This is a genomic window from Pseudomonas bharatica CSV86 (genome assembly GCF_000319305.2).
Classification (GTDB): Bacteria; Pseudomonadota; Gammaproteobacteria; order Pseudomonadales; family Pseudomonadaceae; genus Aquipseudomonas; species Aquipseudomonas bharatica.
Window position 1 is genome coordinate 1,031,200 of sequence record NZ_AMWJ02000002.1, and the last position, 14,820, is coordinate 1,046,019.

A 14,820-nucleotide genomic window follows, 5' to 3' on the forward strand; every position below is an offset into this window, starting at 1 on the left:
TATGTCCGAGGATGTCGAGAAAAAAGCCCACCCCCTGAAAGTTCTGCTGGGAGGCGTGGTTCTCAGCGTGGTGATACTGCTGCTGAGCGTGTTGCTCGGCATCATCGCGATCAATCACCTGGGCGTGTTCGACGCCTGGTTGAAGTGGCGTGAAGGAAATTACCTGCCACTGCTGTTATGGCGAATTGTCCTCTACGGCATCATCGTCTTTGGCTGGTTAAAACTCAAAGCGCGCCTACCCGGGACTGAGGCAGGGCAACCATCGAAGGGGACGCAGCGGATCGAGTTCCTGGTGCTCCTGCTGTTCGTGATCATCGAGATCTCTAAAGCACCAATCACCTGGTCGGAGGTGCTATGACACTCTACACGAACGACTACCTGGAGTATTACCTCACCCTTGTAGGATGGATCATCAACAACGGGATCTGGGACATGATTTCGGACACGGGCCTGTTCGCCCTGCCCTTCATCATCATCGTGGCCCAGGAGTGGCTCAAAGTCCGAGGTGAAGGCGCCGACGAGGGCAACAAGGGAGTGCTGTCCCTGGCTCGAATTGAGACCCGGATCTACGTCGGATATGTGGTGGTATCTCTGTGCGCTGTGCCATTCATATCCGTTGGCTTTGACACTTTGCAATTCGACCAATCGCGAGGGAAGCAGTGCCAGGTGCTGACGCCAGCCCCCTCTGAGACAGGGTGGAACACAACCTTCAGCTCGTTGGCCGGCAAGAGCGCGAAGGTGCCGGTGTGGTGGGCGCTCGTACATGCGCTGTCCAAGGGGTTGAATAGCGGCGCTGTTGCAGCAATCCCCTGCGGTACGGATCTCAGGCAAATGCGCATGGAGGTGGACGCGATGAGGATCGGCAACCCCCTGCTCGCGCAAGAGGTAGCAGACTTCACCCATGATTGCTTCGGGCCTTCCCGCGCGCGCCTGTTCATGCGTCAGCCCGACATTGGGTCGATCGCGAAAGACCAGAAAGCCCTGCAAGACCTGAACTGGATCGGCTCCCACTATCTGCTGAATACTACAGGTTATTACGACACGGACTACTCCAGAACACCCCGCACATCCTGGCCGTATGACACGAAACGTGATGACGGCATGCCCCAGGTGACCGGTGGTGGTGGGTACCCCACCTGCAAGCAGTGGTGGTCTGACGGGAACATCGGCCTACGTGACCGACTGAAAGCCCAGGTCGATCCGAGCCTGCTGAACCAGTTTCTGGGATGGGCGAAGTGGCTGTCCCAGGAAGAAGTAACCGACTCGATGATTCGCCAGCTAGTGTCGCCATCCAGCCAGGTCAACGGGAGCGTCTATACAGACTATGGCGGCCAGATTGACGGAACTGTCTGGAATGGCCTTGCTCGTGCAGGGGGAACACTGGGGGTCGCCGTTGGCTCACTGGCCTTTTTCCCGGCGATGGACATGGTGCGCCAAGCCTTACCGATGGTCGTGGCCTTCCTCAAGATGGCCATGGTCATCTGCATTCCACTTGTACTCATAATCGGCGCATATCAACTTAAAGTTGCTATGACCATGTCAGTAACGATGTTCGCTCTAATTTTCGTGGACTTTTGGTTTCAACTGGCAAGATGGGTCGACAGCACAATAATCGACGTTTTGTATGGTTCGGGATCCCCGCACCTATCCTTTGATCCAGTGATGGGTTTGAACACTACCACGCAAGACGCCCTTCTAAATTTCGTAATGGGATCGATGTTCATAATTCTCCCAACGTTCTGGGTACTTGCTCTCGGCTGGGCAGGAGTTCAAACAGGAACAATTCTTAGCGGTTTATCAGAAGGCACTGGTGCAGTACAAAGGGCAGGTCAGAAAGCCGGAAACTTGGCGGAGGGAGGTATTAAATCGGTTACTGGTGGAGCGTCAAAAAGCTGAGCAAATTTAGACGATACTGGTTTAGTAGGATGAACACTGAACCAGTATCTATTTAACTGACCTTCCATAAGAGTCAAGCGGCCTTTCAAACACGTCTCGACCATACGGTGCCGCTTCATCCTCTGAAAACAGCTCAACCTTACCTAGATCAACTTTTGAAAGCGCATATAGGCCCAGAGTAAGTGAAGTGACAGTCAACAACACTGACATTAGCCAGCTCAGTGAGTTGGCTAAAATGAACGCAACTACCATGGCAAGAACTGCCCGCTTTACCCAACGGACTTTCGGATTTACGTCATGCACGCAGAAGCGCGCCACACCTCCAAGAGCCCGGCCTAAGCGGGAGGCAATCGAGTGTTTGGCTGCAGTAGTCATGGCCGATCTCCTTGCTCAATGAGAGCATCTTGCCATCAGATATACGACACCTTTGGCATTTTCGCAAGGGGTATGGCATAAAACGCCATAACCACTCATCAGGTCCACATTCATGGCCACCCACAACGTCGTCGTTCCTAAACCGATGGAGCAGTCCATAGATGATCTCGTCAACACTGGTCGCTACCAGAACTTCAGCGAGGTCGTACGGGCAGGCATACGGATGTTGCTCGAGCACGAAGCAGCTGAGGCAGCCCGGCTCGAAGCACTGCGGAACGCAACATCAGTAGGCATCATGCAGGTCGAAGCAGGCCAGTACGATGAAATCGATCCGTCCAATCTGGCAGCCTACCTGGACAATCTTGGAAGACTAGCGGGCGACAAAGCATGAGTAGGGTCATGGTTCGCATGACACCCCAGGCACGCATCGACATTGCCGATACGCTTCGCTTCACTGAGGTGAGGCTCGGTCGGTCCGTCAGGAATCGGTACCAAGACTTGCTGCAGGAGACGTTCCTCGCCCTAGCTGAACAGCCGACGCCGGTAGATAGCAAAATGCGTGATGAGCTTTCCCCGGGCCTTCGCAGCCTGCATCTGTCATTCAACGTGCTGCAGATGACTGACGGTCGTGTGATTAGACCTCGACATATCGTGTTCTACCGAACTGGGACAGCTCAAATCGTTGAGATACTACGAGTCCTCCACGATGCTATGGAGGTCGCGCAGAATTTGAAACACCTGCATCAGCAGTAAAGGGTAAATGGCTCAGCAGCAAATGGGCTTGAATGGATAATGGAATGGACCAGAAGGGTAAAAGCCTTACCTGAAAGGGCTGAAAAACTGAAAGGGCGTCAAGGAGTTAACCGATGAGCTTCTTAGGGAAAATGGTCCGCCTTGCTACGGTACACCCCCCGTTCATAAACAGCATGAGCAAGGACTTTAGAGACGAAGCAAATGCAGCTTTCGCCGCAAAGCTTAAACGTAGCAAGTTATACATGATCGGGGCTAGGCCCCGGACAGAGTTTGGCGATGTACGAATCGTCGACACAGCAAATGACATTGCTCGGGTAGAAATTAAGCTAGCAGGAAAGACAGTTGACTGGGGCTATATTAATCTGCAAGCAAATGTACCCCTTGGGGGAGCGGTATATGCGGCCTGGGATGACCAAATAATTCAGATCGGACACAGCCGCCCAGCTCCTGGTGAGAAGATGCACTCACACACCTGGTATACCCCCGATTCAGTGTACTGGGAAAAATCTAGAGGCAATCCAAACTTACAAGGATTCAACAATCACGGCATTGTTTGTAACTACGACTTACTTTATGTTGGGATAGCAAACAAGCAGGATAGTTTCGAGCGACTGTTAAATAAAGCTCATAAAGGTCGTGTTGAGATCCTTACAGAAGAACAGATTCGCTACCCAACCCCATCGAATCGAGTTTCAGACGAAATCGTATTGTTTTTCTTCGACATTGACCCACTTGTCATTCAGACATGGGCACCTGAGGACGAAATGGATGACATGGTTTTGGATATTAATAGCTCGCGCACTATAGCAGATGCCGAGAAAGCATTTGTTAGCCTACTGAAACCAGAGTACAACAATGTTCAGTTCAAAGAGTATCCAAGAGGAAAGGATGGTCTGTACGGTTCTGGCTTCAACGTCTATCAATACGTAATATTTGAAAATTTCACTTTTAACACACCATCTGGAACGTTTAATGGCTCAAGAAACGAATTTGGGCTTGGTAGCTCCGGGCACACCATCGTCGTAGAGGGGGACAATGTGACGCTTTACCCACCCGAATGATGGCCATCTGCCAAGAAATCCACTCCCCTCGGAATTCGCTTTACCGTTGATGCCATCTTGGCATTAAGAGAAAAGCCCGCTCCATGCACACCCCATGGAGCACCCTATGCAACTCCTCTCCTGGTTGAGCCGCAAACCGGCTCAACCAACACCAGAAGCCTCACCGCAGGGCTTCCACCTGCCCGCGAAGGCTTCTGCTCTGCTGCAGAGCCCCCTCCGCCAGCAGCTCCTGGAGAATATCTGGCGGCGAGCTTCGCTCTCACGAGCTCAGTTCAACACCCTGTACCTCAAGCCGCTCGAGCGCTACGCAGAGCTGGTGCAGCTGCTCCCTGCTTCTGAAAACCATCACCATGCCCACCTTGGGGGCCTCCTGGACCATGGCCTGGAGATCATGGCTTACGCCCTCAAGATCCGTCAGACACACCTTCTGCCGATCGGAGCGCCACCGGAGTCGCAGTCGGCCCAAGCTGAGGCATGGACCGCTGCCGCAGCGTACGGTGCGCTGCTGCACGATTTGGGAAAGATCGCTGTTGACCTCCGCGTGGAGCTCGAGGATGGCCAAGCATGGCACCCGTGGCATGGACCAATTAGCCGCCCCTACCGGTTCAAGTACGTCAAAGGGAGGGAGTACCAGCTACACGGTGCTGCTTCAGCCTTGGTGTATATACAGGTCCTGGACAACGAGATTCTCGACTGGCTCAGTGGTTTTCCTGAACTATGGAGGCAGCTGATCTACCTCCTCGCAGGTCAATACGAGCATGCCGGCATCCTCGGCGAAATTGTCGTCCAGGCAGACAAAGCATCGGTTGCCCAACAACTGGGAGGAAATCCGGAGCGCGCGCTTACAGCCCCCAGACAATCACTGCAGCGGCAACTCGCCGACGGCCTGCGATTCCTGGTGCGGGAGAAACTCAAGCTCAATCACCCGGAAGGACCTGCAGATGGCTGGCTGACCCAGGATGCGCTTTGGCTGGTGAGTAAGCCTGCAGCAGATCAGCTTCGGGCATACATGCTGACCCAGGGTATTGAGGGAGTGCCAACCTCCAATGCCCCATTCTTCAACATGCTGCAGGACCAGGCGATCATCCAGACCAATGCCCAGGATAAAGCTATCTGGAAAGCCACCATCGACAACGGCCGCGGTTGGAAGAACAGCTTCACCTTCCTGAAAATCTCGCCGGCACTCGTATGGCCAAATCCGGACGACCGACCTCCTCCATATGAGGGCAACCTAACCCTTGAGCAGGAACCGGTTGCAGTCATCGAGGCGGGCAGCAATGAGCATAACGTCTGTGAAATATCGGATGAGCCAGTCGATGGTACAAGCCTAGCCCCTCGACTGGCGCCACAGCCCAGACCGCTGGTGCAGCCGGGTCCATCAACTGATCTCCAATCATCTGAGCGCGAGGAACTGCTGTCGCTGTATAGTGATATCACTGGGCCATCAGTTGAGCCAAGTGCTAGCAATGGCTCAGCAGCCGCCTTCCCTCTCGATCATGGACATGAGGAGGATGAAACGGCTGAGGATTCTATAGCAGCCACAGCAAGGAATGCTGCACGGAACGATGTCACCACAATGCCTACCAGTAATGCGCTAGGAGGGGCTTTCGTCGCTTGGGTTAAAGCAGGTGTTGCCTCTCACAAATTGATCATCAACGATACCAAAGCCCTAGTCCACACAGTCGACGACACTGTAATGCTAGTCACCCCAGGGATCTTCAAGCGATATGTGCTTGAACATCCTGGGCTCGAAAAAAGCATCGGAAAATCTGGATCAGCAACTTGGCAGTACGTACAACGTGCTTTTGAAAAAGAAAAGACTCACGTCAAAACCAATGATCAGCTGAATATCTGGACCTATGATGTGATAGGTCCAAGAAAAACATCTCAGTTGAGAGGCTATGTTCTCAAAGATCCGGGGTTAATATTTTCAGAGCAGCCTATGAACAACCCTAGTTTACGAAGGGTGACGGAAGGGGCTGCCAAATGACGCCCCAGAAACTGCTGAACGAGTATCTGGCCGACCATGATTTAAGACAGGCTAGCGCTAAGACATATAGTGCAGCGATCAAATCGCTGGAAAAACATTTTGGCAAATGTACAGAAGTCGAGTCGATTGATCGACGTGCCATTCTCGCCTGGCGAAACAAGGTCGTCGATGGAGGACTATCAAAGCGTAGCTGGAATACCTATTCAAATCATCTGCGCACGATATGGGGTTACGGGATTGAGTATGGAATACTCTCAGACTCCATTGCCAACCCTTTTAAAAAGACCACACTTATTCCACCAAAGCGGCCCAGCAAGATAATTGGAGGCGATGCGATCAAAAGCGCACGAAGGTGGCTCACCAGCCTCGTAGCAGAGGAGGAGAGCACTGGAGCTCGAGCGAAAATCACGCCGGCCTGGTTTTGGCTAGCCACGTTCGAGATTTTTTACTACACAGGTATCCGCCTGAACGCGTTGCTCTGCATCAGATTAAAAGATATTGATTGGACCAAGAAGCTCATATATGTGAATGCTGAAACAGAGAAAACTCACAGAGGATTCTGTATTCCCATAATGAAGGGGCTTGAGCCACATATAGAAAGAATCGTTACTGCTGCCAGAAACATGGGTTTCAGGGATGAAGATCAGCTATTCAATGTAAACCGATTTTCGATCCATTACAGATCTAAAACGATGAACATTCATCAAATTGAAGATATGTTCAAAAAGCTTACTCATGCGTTTGGCATTAGGATGACGCCTCACAGATTTAGGCACACTCTGGCGACCGATTTAATGCGGCAACCAGAACGCAATATTCATTTGACAAAAGCACTACTAAACCATTCGAACATAGCGACGACGATGAGTTATATCGAAGTCGACTATGAACATATGCGAGCTGTACTCGACGAACGGAGCCTGCACCAAGGAGCGATTAGATTTGAACGCCGAGAAGATCCCTCCCGGCCTGAATCCTCTCAACCAAAAGCGCTGCCACAGCAAGTGGATAGTAGTCGCCAAAATCCTTCAGATTCTGTTGAAGACTCTACGAACGTTGCCAAAGAAAAAACCGGTGATTTAAGTGAAATAAAGGTTTCTTCAGCGCACGAATTATTTCTAGCGCTGCCAAAACAGAAGCGCCCAAGGAAATATCCGCTGGAGCAGATCTCCACACTGACGACCGGGCTCTCCCACGAACTGGGATGGGATGGACCAGGTACCTTATGGGCTGACCTCGGAATCCCTCCGTGCAGTCCCTCTGAGGACTCTTTCGACTCTGGAGCGCTAATGGAGCAAGCGTCACCTCTCAGCGCCGCTGGGTCGTACAGGTGGACCTGACGCCTCATCGTTAGCCTTTTTATTTTGCGAAGGATGCCGGGGGAGGTAGGACCAACCGTGGCCAGAAATCGACGATCTGCATCAACTGAGCGGATGTGCTTTAAGAGATTGTCCCGTTTCACTACGGGCGAGCAGCATGCCAGTCCAGCTAGTGGGTGTGTTGGGAAAGCTAAACGAAAAAGCCCGCAGACCGGTGCGGCCGCGGGCTATTCCATATTGACATCACGCTGAAGCGCGCCTAAGGTTCGCTCCAGACGGCTGCAAGACTAGACAATGGCTGGCAAGCCCCCCTCTCTAGTACTCACGAACCGCTGTGAAAATGGTGGGTCGTGTAGGATTCGAACCTACGACCAATTGGTTAAAAGCCAACTGCTCTACCAACTGAGCTAACGACCCGTTGGATGGCGCGTATAATACTGATTTCTAACGGGAAATCAACACCCCATCGCAAAATAATTCAAAAATATCGCGTCGGGTCCTGAATACCGGCCGCTGCGAAGCCTTCGGCACGCAGGCGGCAGCTGTCGCACTTGCCGCAGGCTCGTCCGTCATCGTCCGCCTGATAGCAGGAAACGGTGAGGCTGTAGTCCACTCCACGCGCGATGCCCGCCTGGACGATCTGTGCCTTGCTGAGGTTCTGCAGCGGTGCCTGGATGCGGAAGCCCTGCCCTTCCACGCCGGCCTTGGTCGCCAGGTTGGCCATGCGCTCGAAGGCTTCGACGAACTCGGGACGGCAGTCAGGGTAGCCGGAATAATCCACGGCGTTGACACCGATGAAGATGTCGCGTGCCTGCAATACTTCGGCCCAGCCCAGGGCCAGGGAGAGGAACACCGTGTTGCGCGCCGGCACGTAGGTTACCGGAATGCCTTCACTAGGAGCCTCGGGGACGTCGATGCTGCTGTCGGTCAGGGCCGAGCCGCCGATGCCATTCAGATTCAAGCCAATCACCTTATGCTCCACGACACCCAGGTCACGGGCGACCCGGGCGGCGGCATCCAGCTCGGCGCGGTGGCGCTGGCCGTAATCGAAGCTCATGGTGTAGCACTGGTAGCCCTCGGCCTTTGCCATGGCAACCACAGTGGCCGAATCCAGCCCGCCGGACAGCAGAATTACCGCACGTTTCTCAGTCATTGCAGAAGCTCCTCTCAGCGTCCCGGCTCATCGTTCCAGAGCAGTTTGTGCAACTGCATCTGCAAGCGAACCGGCAGGTTGTCGGCGACGATCCAGTCAGCCAGATCAGTGACGTTCAGTTCATGGTGGCTGGGCGAGAACAGGACTTCGCCGGCACGCTTGTCGAGCCCGTACTGGGTCAGCTTGGACACCGCCCAGTCGTAGTCCTCCCGCGAGCAGAGCACGAACTTGACCTGGTCGTTGGCGGTCAGCAGTTCGATGTTCTCGTAGCGGTTGCGGTGGACTTCGGCGGAACCAGGGGTCTTCAGGTCCACCACGCGACTGACCCGCTCATCGACGGCGGAGATATCCATCGAACCACTGGTTTCCAGGGAGACCTCGTAGCCGGCGTCACACAGCTGCTTCAGCAGGGGAATGACGTTCGGCTGGGCCAGTGGCTCGCCACCCGTTACACACACGTAGCGCGGGCGATAGCTGGCGACCTGCTCCAGCAGCGAGTCGAGGGTGCGAAGAGTGCCGCCACTGAAGGCGTAGGCGCTGTCGCAGTACTGGCAGCGCAGCGGACAGCCGGTGAGACGCACGAATACCGTGGGCAGCCCAGCGGTGCGCGTTTCACCCTGCAAAGAGTAAAAGACTTCGGTGATGCGTAATGTGTCTTGCATAGTCGCCACGGGCTGGACAGCTGAACAGGCTGTCCGCCTCCGTCAGGCACCGCCGCGAACTCGACATAGCGTTATTCGCGGCAGCGTTTCAATAAAAGGGGGCAGATTCTAACGAAAAAACCCGCGACAGGCGCGGGTTTCTTTCAAACGCTGTGATTCAGAGCTTCTGCAGGTCGCGTTGGGCGAGCTGGGCAGCCGAAGTACCAGGATACTGGGTCACCACCTGCTGGAGGATGCCCTTGACCCGATCGGTATGACCGAGACGGCGCTCCACGTCGGCCAGCTTGTACAGCGAGTCCGGCACCTTGTTGTGCTTCGGATATAGCTGGCTGACCTTGGCGAAGGCCTGGCCTGCGCCTTGCAGGTCGCCTTTGGCCAGGTTCACTTCACCCAGCCAATACTGGGCGTTGCCGGCGTACTGGCTGTTCGGGTACTTGCGCAGGAAGGCATTGAACGCCTGGGCGGCCTTGTCGAAATCCTTGGCCTTGATCAGGTCGAACGCTGCATCGTAGTACAGCTTTTCCTTCGCCGGATCACCCGGTTCGCTGCTTGCGGCCGGCTGGTTGGCCGCTGCCGCAGTGTTGCCGGCGGCCGGCGCAGTCGCGCCACCGTCAGCGGAATTCTCGGAGGTTGCAGACGGAGCCGGAGCCGCGCCGCTGGAGATACGCCGATCCAGGTCCTGGTAACGCTCCAGGCCCTCCTGTTTCAGGCGGGATACTTCATTCTGCAGGATCTCGATGGTGTTCTGCTGCCGATCGATCTGTTCCTGCATTTGTTGCAACTGCATGAAAAGCTGGCCCTGCGCCGAGGCAGGGGTCGAAACCCCTCCCCCGGCGTAGGCGCCGTTCGTACCGTAACCTGCCGGCGGATAACTGCTTGCGCCGTTATATCCACCAGCATTGTCATCGACAACAGGAACCTCGGCCGCTGCCACGAGAGGCAGGGCGAGAGCCAGGACGGTTACAGCACGACGGCACGCTCGCATATCGAATTACTTACGCAGTTCGACGCGACGGTTTTGAGCCCAGGACTGCTCGTCGTTGCCGGTGGCAACTGGACGCTCTTCGCCGTAGGAAACCAGTTCCAGCTGGGCTGGGGAAACGCCTTGCAGCACCAGGTAGCGCTGAACGGCCTTGGCACGACGCTCGCCCAGAGCCATGTTGTACTCGCGAGTACCGCGCTCGTCGGTGTTGCCTTCCAGGACGACGCGAGCGCCGTTGGCTTTCAGGTCCTTGGCGTGAACGTCCAGGGCGCGCATGGCTTCTGGCTTCAGGTCCGAGCTGTCGTATTCGAAGTAGAAGGTGGTGATTGCGCGCAGAGCAGCTTCTTCGCTCAGGCTGCCGTCGACGGCACCGGTGTTTGCGCCGTAGCCAGCGTTTGGATCAACAGCGCCTTCGCCAGCGTTGTCACCGCCTTTCGAGGAGCAACCTACAGCTACGGCCATGGCCAGAGCCAGCGCAGCAAACTTACCAAACTTCAGCATTTCCATCGTGAAACTCCTAATGAACCCCAGTGTGTTAAGTAAAACGTATATCGCCGCATCAGTTCAGGTAAGGGGACCAGGACGGTTCTCTGACTTCGCCTTGAGCGGTAGGAAGCGGGAGCCTCACGCGTCCATTGAGAGAGACGAGCATCAAGACTCCCCGGCCCTGCTGGCGGGTGGCGTAGATTAGCATGGTGCCGTTTGGCGCAACAGTGGGAGACTCATCAAGGTTGGTATCCGTGAGGATCTTTACACTGCCGCGCTGCAGGTCTTGTGCAGCCACTTTGAAGTTGGTGAAACCGTCCTGGCGGTGGATCATCACCAGAGTCTTTTCATCCGCCGAAAGTTTCGGGTTGGCGTTGTAGTTGCCGACGAAAGTCACGCGCTCGGCGCCGCCGCTGCCGATGGTGGTCTTGTAGATCTGCGGCTTGCCGCCACGGTCCGAAGTGAAGTACAGGGTCGAACCGTCCTTGCCGAAGAAAGGCTCGGTGTCGATGGCCGGGTTGTTGGTCACACGGGTCAGCTGCCGCGAGCCCATGTCCATCACGTAGATCTCCGGGTTGCCGTCGCGCGACAGCACGAACGCCAGGCGGTTGCCATCAGGCGACCAGGCCGGAGCACCGTTCAGGCCTTCGAAGTTGGTGATCTGCTCGCGGCGGCCGGTATCGATGTGCTGCACGAAAATGCGCGGGCGACGCTGCTCGAAGGACACATAGGCGATGCGCTTGCCATCCGGCGCGAAGCGCGGCGACAGGATCGGCTCGCGGGATTGCAGCAGGGTCACTGCACGAGCGCCGTCGTAGTCGGAGCGCTGAAGGGTGTAGCGGGTGCTGTTGGCGGAGAAACGCTCGGCCGTCACGTAGAGCATGCGGGTCGAGAATGCGCCCTTGATGCCGGTGAGTTTCTCGAACGACTGGTCGGCGATGTAGTGGGACATGTCGCGCAACTGGTCGACGGTGCCCGACACGCTGCCGGTCAGCACTTGCTGCTCGGTGGCAACGTTGAACAGCGCGTACTGCACCTGCAGGCGACCGCCCGCCGGCACGATGCTGCCGACCATCACGTACTGCGCACCCAGCGCTTTCCAGTCGCGGAAGATGACTTCGCTGGCCTGGCTCGGCTGGCTGATCATGTTCTGTCGCGGAATCGGCGAGTAGTAACCCGAGTTGCGCAGGTCATTGCCGATGATGTCGGCCATGTCCTCGGGCAGGACGCTGCCGCCCTGCAGACCGAAAGGCACTACGGCGATCGGGGTGGCCCGGTCGCTGCCGCTGGTCACCAGGATGTTCTTTTCTTCTGCGTTGGCCATCCCTGCTGCACAGCAGAGAACGACCAGCAGTCCTCTAAGAAGGTTAATCACAAGGCTAGGTCCTCAGGTGTGAATGTCATCTTGAATGAACGATACGGATTGAATTCGCTCGGTTTCAAACCCTGCATTTCGGTCAGGCGCCCGATGTTCTTGACAGCCGCCACGGCGGAGCTGTCGAACGGACCGTCACCACTGGAGCGTGCGACGCTGACGTTGGTGATGGTGCCATCGGGCAACATGTTGATCTGCAGGACCACTGTCATGTTCTTGCGCGCAGAAGGTGGTCGCGCCCAGCCTTCGGCTGCCCGTGCCCGGATCAGGTCGTCGAAGTCGCCGGCGACCTGGTCGCCCTGCTCGTCCGCCAGTGCCTGCTGGCGCTCGGTGGTGTCGGACAGCAGCTCGGCCAGGGCCTGGGCTTTCTTGTCTTCCGCCGCCTTGCGGGCTGCCTCGGTGGCCTTTTTCTTGGCCGCGTCGGCTGCTGCTTTCTTCTTCGCTTCCTCGGCTGCCTTCTTCTTCGCTTCTTCAGCGGCGGCCGCTTTTTTCTTCGCGTCCTCGGCGGCCTTCTTCTTGGCGTCCTCGGCTGCTTTTTTCTTGGCCTCTTCAGCCGCTTGCTTCTTCGCCTCTTCTTCAGCCTTTTTCTTGGCTTCGTCCTCGGCCTTCTTCTTGGCAATATCGGCGAGCTGCTTCTCTTCGGCCTTCTTGGCTTCCTCGGCTTTCTTCGCCGCCTCGGCCTTCTTCGCCTCGTCAGCAGCCTTGGCCTGCTCGGCCTTCTTCGCTTCTGCAGCCGCGCGCGCTTCCTCGGCCTTTTGAGCCGCCTCTTCTTTCTTTTGTTCCGCGGCCTTCACAGCCTCCTGTTTCTGCTGCTCGACCTTCTTCTGCTCCATCTGTTCTTCTTCGGTCTGGCGCGAAGCGGTCTTCTTCGCTTCCCCGGCAATCTTCTGATTGGTCTGGGTAGTGGCCTGACTCTTGGACTTCAGCTGGTACAGGGTAGCCTGGACGATAGGCTTGGACGGCGGCAGTTCAGGGGTCATGGCGAAGCTGACGAACAGCATGCCGAACACCAGGACGTGCAGCGCGATGGCCCAGATACTGGGCCAGAAGTAGCTTTCCGAGGCGGATGGCTCTCGCTGTTGCATCAGGGCGCCTCGGTAATCAGGCCAACGTTACCGACACCGGCCTTCTGCAACCCGCCCATGGCGCCCATTACCGCACCATAGTCGACAGCCTTGTCGCCACGGATGAAGACCTGGGTCTGTTTGCCCTGATCACGGCCGGCGGCGATGATCTTGGTCACCGCGTCGGTCATTTGCGGCAAGGTCATGGCCTTGTCCATCTGCTTGTCGGTGTCGACTTCGCTGCCAAGGTTCCAGTAGTAGGTCTTGTCGGCCTTGATCGAAATGGTCAGGACCTGGACGTTGTTGTCCTGCGGCAAGGCTTCGCTGGAAACCTTGGGCAGATCGACCTTCACGCCCTGGTTGAGCATGGGTGCGGTGACCATGAAGATGACCAGCAGTACCAACATCACATCGATGTAGGGCACCACGTTCATCTCGGCGACCGGCTTGCGTTTCTGGCGAACTCGGGCCATGGGTGTCTACCTGATCACTCTTCGCTGGTGTGCACTTTGCGGTGCAGGATGGCCTGGAACTCGTCGGCGAACGTGTAGTAGCGACCGATCAGCACTTCACTGCGGGCAGAGAAACGGTTGTAGGCGATAACCGCCGGAATCGCGGCGAACAGGCCGATCGCGGTGGCGATCAACGCTTCGGCGATGCCCGGGGCAACGGTGGCCAGGGTGGCCTGTTGTGCCGAGGCCAGGCCACGGAAGGAGTTCATGATGCCCCAGACGGTACCGAACAGGCCGATGTACGGGCTGGTGGAGCCGACGGTGGCGAGGAACGGCAGGCTCTGCTCGAGTTTTTCTTCCTCGCGGGAGATGGCCACGCGCATGGCACGACCGACGCCTTCCATCACCGCGTCAGGATCGACGCCCGGCTGCTGGCGCAGACGGGAAAACTCCTTGAAGCCGGCCCGGAAGACCTGCTCTACCCCGGAATCCGGATCGGGATTGCTCCCTGCCTGGCGATACAGCTTGGACAGGTCGATACCCGACCAGAAGCGCTCTTCGAAGCTGTCCAGGGCACGACGACCGGCGCGCAGCATGGTGCTGCGCTGAAAAATCATGATCCATGAAGTCACCGATGCGGCAACCAGTGCCAGCATGACCAGCTGCACCACGATGCTGGCATTGCTGACCAGGCTCCACATGGAGGTATGGTCGACGACGTTAGCTTCCACGCTTAATCTCCTGCGTTTGAATGAATGCCCGGACTGCCCGCCTCGACGAAGGCCGCTCGCAGTTCGGGGGGAATAGCCCGGGGTTTGAAGGTATCGGCGCGCACACAGGCCACCAGGAACTGCCCTTCGCAGAGCAGCGTTGCATCACTTTCGCGCCAGACCTGCTGCACGAAGCGCAGGCTGGCACGGTTCAATTCAAGCACTTGCGCGGTCACCCGCAATTCGTCGTCCAGTCGTGCCGGCGCGTGGTAGCGCGCTTCGCTGGAGTGAACCACGAACAAGGTGTTCTGCTGCGCCAGTTGCGACTGGGCAAAGCCCAGGTCGCGCAGCCTTTCGGTGCGGGCGCGCTCCATGAATTTCAGATAATTGACGTAATACACCACGCCGCCCGCATCGGTGTCCTCGTAATAAACGCGACAGCGATGTGCGAACGGCTCGACCCCATTTTGCGCGCGCATACTCTAGTGCTAACTCCTCAGCTTGCCAATCCGCCCAACCAACTGTTTTTGCGGATCATGTCG

17 protein-coding genes and 1 tRNA gene are annotated in these 14,820 nt (G+C 56.5%); 7 read left to right on the forward strand and 11 right to left on the reverse strand.

Annotation, left to right across the window (positions count from 1 at the left end; genetic code table 11):
• Window position 1: 1 nt before the first annotated feature.
• On the forward strand, window positions 2–358 hold the full coding sequence (locus CSV86_RS18530) for a hypothetical protein (protein ID WP_009402061.1): 357 nt from the start codon (window positions 2–4) through the stop codon (window positions 356–358).
• Complete coding sequence (locus CSV86_RS18535) at window positions 355–1,896, forward strand: conjugal transfer protein TraG N-terminal domain-containing protein (protein WP_009402063.1); 1,542 nt, start codon at window positions 355–357, stop codon at window positions 1,894–1,896. The genes CSV86_RS18530 and CSV86_RS18535 overlap by 4 nt, the downstream gene beginning before the upstream one ends.
• A gap of 48 nt (window positions 1,897–1,944) precedes the next feature.
• Here CSV86_RS18535 and CSV86_RS18540 read toward each other — a convergent pair whose 3' ends face one another.
• Window positions 1,945–2,271: a hypothetical protein gene (locus tag CSV86_RS18540; protein ID WP_158487724.1), complete on the reverse strand. Its 327-nt coding sequence runs from the start codon at window positions 2,269–2,271 to the stop codon at window positions 1,945–1,947.
• A 112-nt stretch (window positions 2,272–2,383) separates the two neighbouring features.
• Here CSV86_RS18540 and CSV86_RS18545 point away from each other — a divergent pair, with 112 nt between their 5' ends.
• The 5 genes from CSV86_RS18545 (at window position 2,384) to CSV86_RS18565 (ending at window position 7,415) form a co-directional block, all read left to right on the forward strand.
• Complete coding sequence (locus CSV86_RS18545; RefSeq protein ID WP_009402065.1) at window positions 2,384–2,662, forward strand: type II toxin-antitoxin system ParD family antitoxin; 279 nt, start codon at window positions 2,384–2,386, stop codon at window positions 2,660–2,662.
• 17 nt (window positions 2,663–2,679) lie between these two features.
• A complete protein-coding gene (locus CSV86_RS18550; RefSeq protein WP_240160578.1) occupies window positions 2,680–3,024 on the forward strand; it encodes a type II toxin-antitoxin system RelE/ParE family toxin in 345 nt (114 codons plus the stop codon).
• Between the two features lie 113 nt (window positions 3,025–3,137).
• Window positions 3,138–4,085: a hypothetical protein gene (locus CSV86_RS18555; RefSeq protein ID WP_009402068.1), complete on the forward strand. Its 948-nt coding sequence runs from the start codon at window positions 3,138–3,140 to the stop codon at window positions 4,083–4,085.
• A gap of 94 nt (window positions 4,086–4,179) precedes the next feature.
• Window positions 4,180–6,075 (forward strand): MobH family relaxase, encoded by a 1,896-nt coding sequence (gene mobH, locus CSV86_RS18560; RefSeq protein ID WP_037061042.1) that lies wholly within the window; start codon window positions 4,180–4,182, stop codon window positions 6,073–6,075.
• Window positions 6,072–7,415, forward strand: a complete 1,344-nt coding sequence (locus tag CSV86_RS18565; protein WP_009402072.1) for a site-specific integrase — start codon at window positions 6,072–6,074, stop codon at window positions 7,413–7,415. The genes mobH and CSV86_RS18565 overlap by 4 nt, the downstream gene beginning before the upstream one ends.
• 320 nt (window positions 7,416–7,735) lie before the next feature.
• Here CSV86_RS18565 and CSV86_RS18570 read toward each other — a convergent pair.
• From CSV86_RS18570 to ybgC, 10 genes are all read right to left on the reverse strand, one after another.
• A tRNA-Lys gene (locus tag CSV86_RS18570) sits at window positions 7,736–7,811 on the reverse strand.
• Between the two features lie 61 nt (window positions 7,812–7,872).
• On the reverse strand, window positions 7,873–8,547 hold the full coding sequence (queC, locus tag CSV86_RS18575) for a 7-cyano-7-deazaguanine synthase QueC (protein ID WP_009402074.1): 675 nt from the start codon (window positions 8,545–8,547) through the stop codon (window positions 7,873–7,875).
• A gap of 14 nt (window positions 8,548–8,561) precedes the next feature.
• Window positions 8,562–9,209, reverse strand: a complete 648-nt coding sequence (queE, locus tag CSV86_RS18580) for a 7-carboxy-7-deazaguanine synthase QueE (protein WP_009402076.1) — start codon at window positions 9,207–9,209, stop codon at window positions 8,562–8,564.
• Between the two features lie 157 nt (window positions 9,210–9,366).
• The gene (gene ybgF, locus CSV86_RS18585; RefSeq protein ID WP_037061050.1) at window positions 9,367–10,194 is read right to left on the reverse strand and encodes a tol-pal system protein YbgF; all 828 of its coding nucleotides are present in this window, start codon (window positions 10,192–10,194) and stop codon (window positions 9,367–9,369) included.
• Window positions 10,195–10,200: 6 nt separating this feature from the next.
• Window positions 10,201–10,698: a peptidoglycan-associated lipoprotein Pal gene (gene pal / locus CSV86_RS18590; RefSeq protein WP_003178634.1), complete on the reverse strand. Its 498-nt coding sequence runs from the start codon at window positions 10,696–10,698 to the stop codon at window positions 10,201–10,203.
• 52 nt (window positions 10,699–10,750) lie between these two features.
• Entirely contained in the window at window positions 10,751–12,001 is a 1,251-nt protein-coding gene (gene tolB / locus CSV86_RS18595; protein ID WP_205346411.1) for a Tol-Pal system beta propeller repeat protein TolB, read from the reverse strand.
• Between the two features lie 47 nt (window positions 12,002–12,048).
• Window positions 12,049–13,137 (reverse strand): cell envelope integrity protein TolA, encoded by a 1,089-nt coding sequence (tolA, locus tag CSV86_RS18600; protein WP_009402101.1) that lies wholly within the window; start codon window positions 13,135–13,137, stop codon window positions 12,049–12,051.
• The gene (tolR, locus tag CSV86_RS18605; protein WP_009402103.1) at window positions 13,137–13,589 is read right to left on the reverse strand and encodes a protein TolR; all 453 of its coding nucleotides are present in this window, start codon (window positions 13,587–13,589) and stop codon (window positions 13,137–13,139) included. Before tolR ends, tolA begins: the two co-directional genes overlap by 1 nt.
• A gap of 14 nt (window positions 13,590–13,603) precedes the next feature.
• A complete protein-coding gene (gene tolQ, locus CSV86_RS18610) occupies window positions 13,604–14,299 on the reverse strand; it encodes a protein TolQ (RefSeq protein ID WP_009402105.1) in 696 nt (231 codons plus the stop codon).
• Between the two features lie 2 nt (window positions 14,300–14,301).
• The gene (ybgC, locus tag CSV86_RS18615) at window positions 14,302–14,757 is read right to left on the reverse strand and encodes a tol-pal system-associated acyl-CoA thioesterase (RefSeq protein WP_009402107.1); all 456 of its coding nucleotides are present in this window, start codon (window positions 14,755–14,757) and stop codon (window positions 14,302–14,304) included.
• Between the last annotated feature and the right edge of the window lie 63 nt (window positions 14,758–14,820).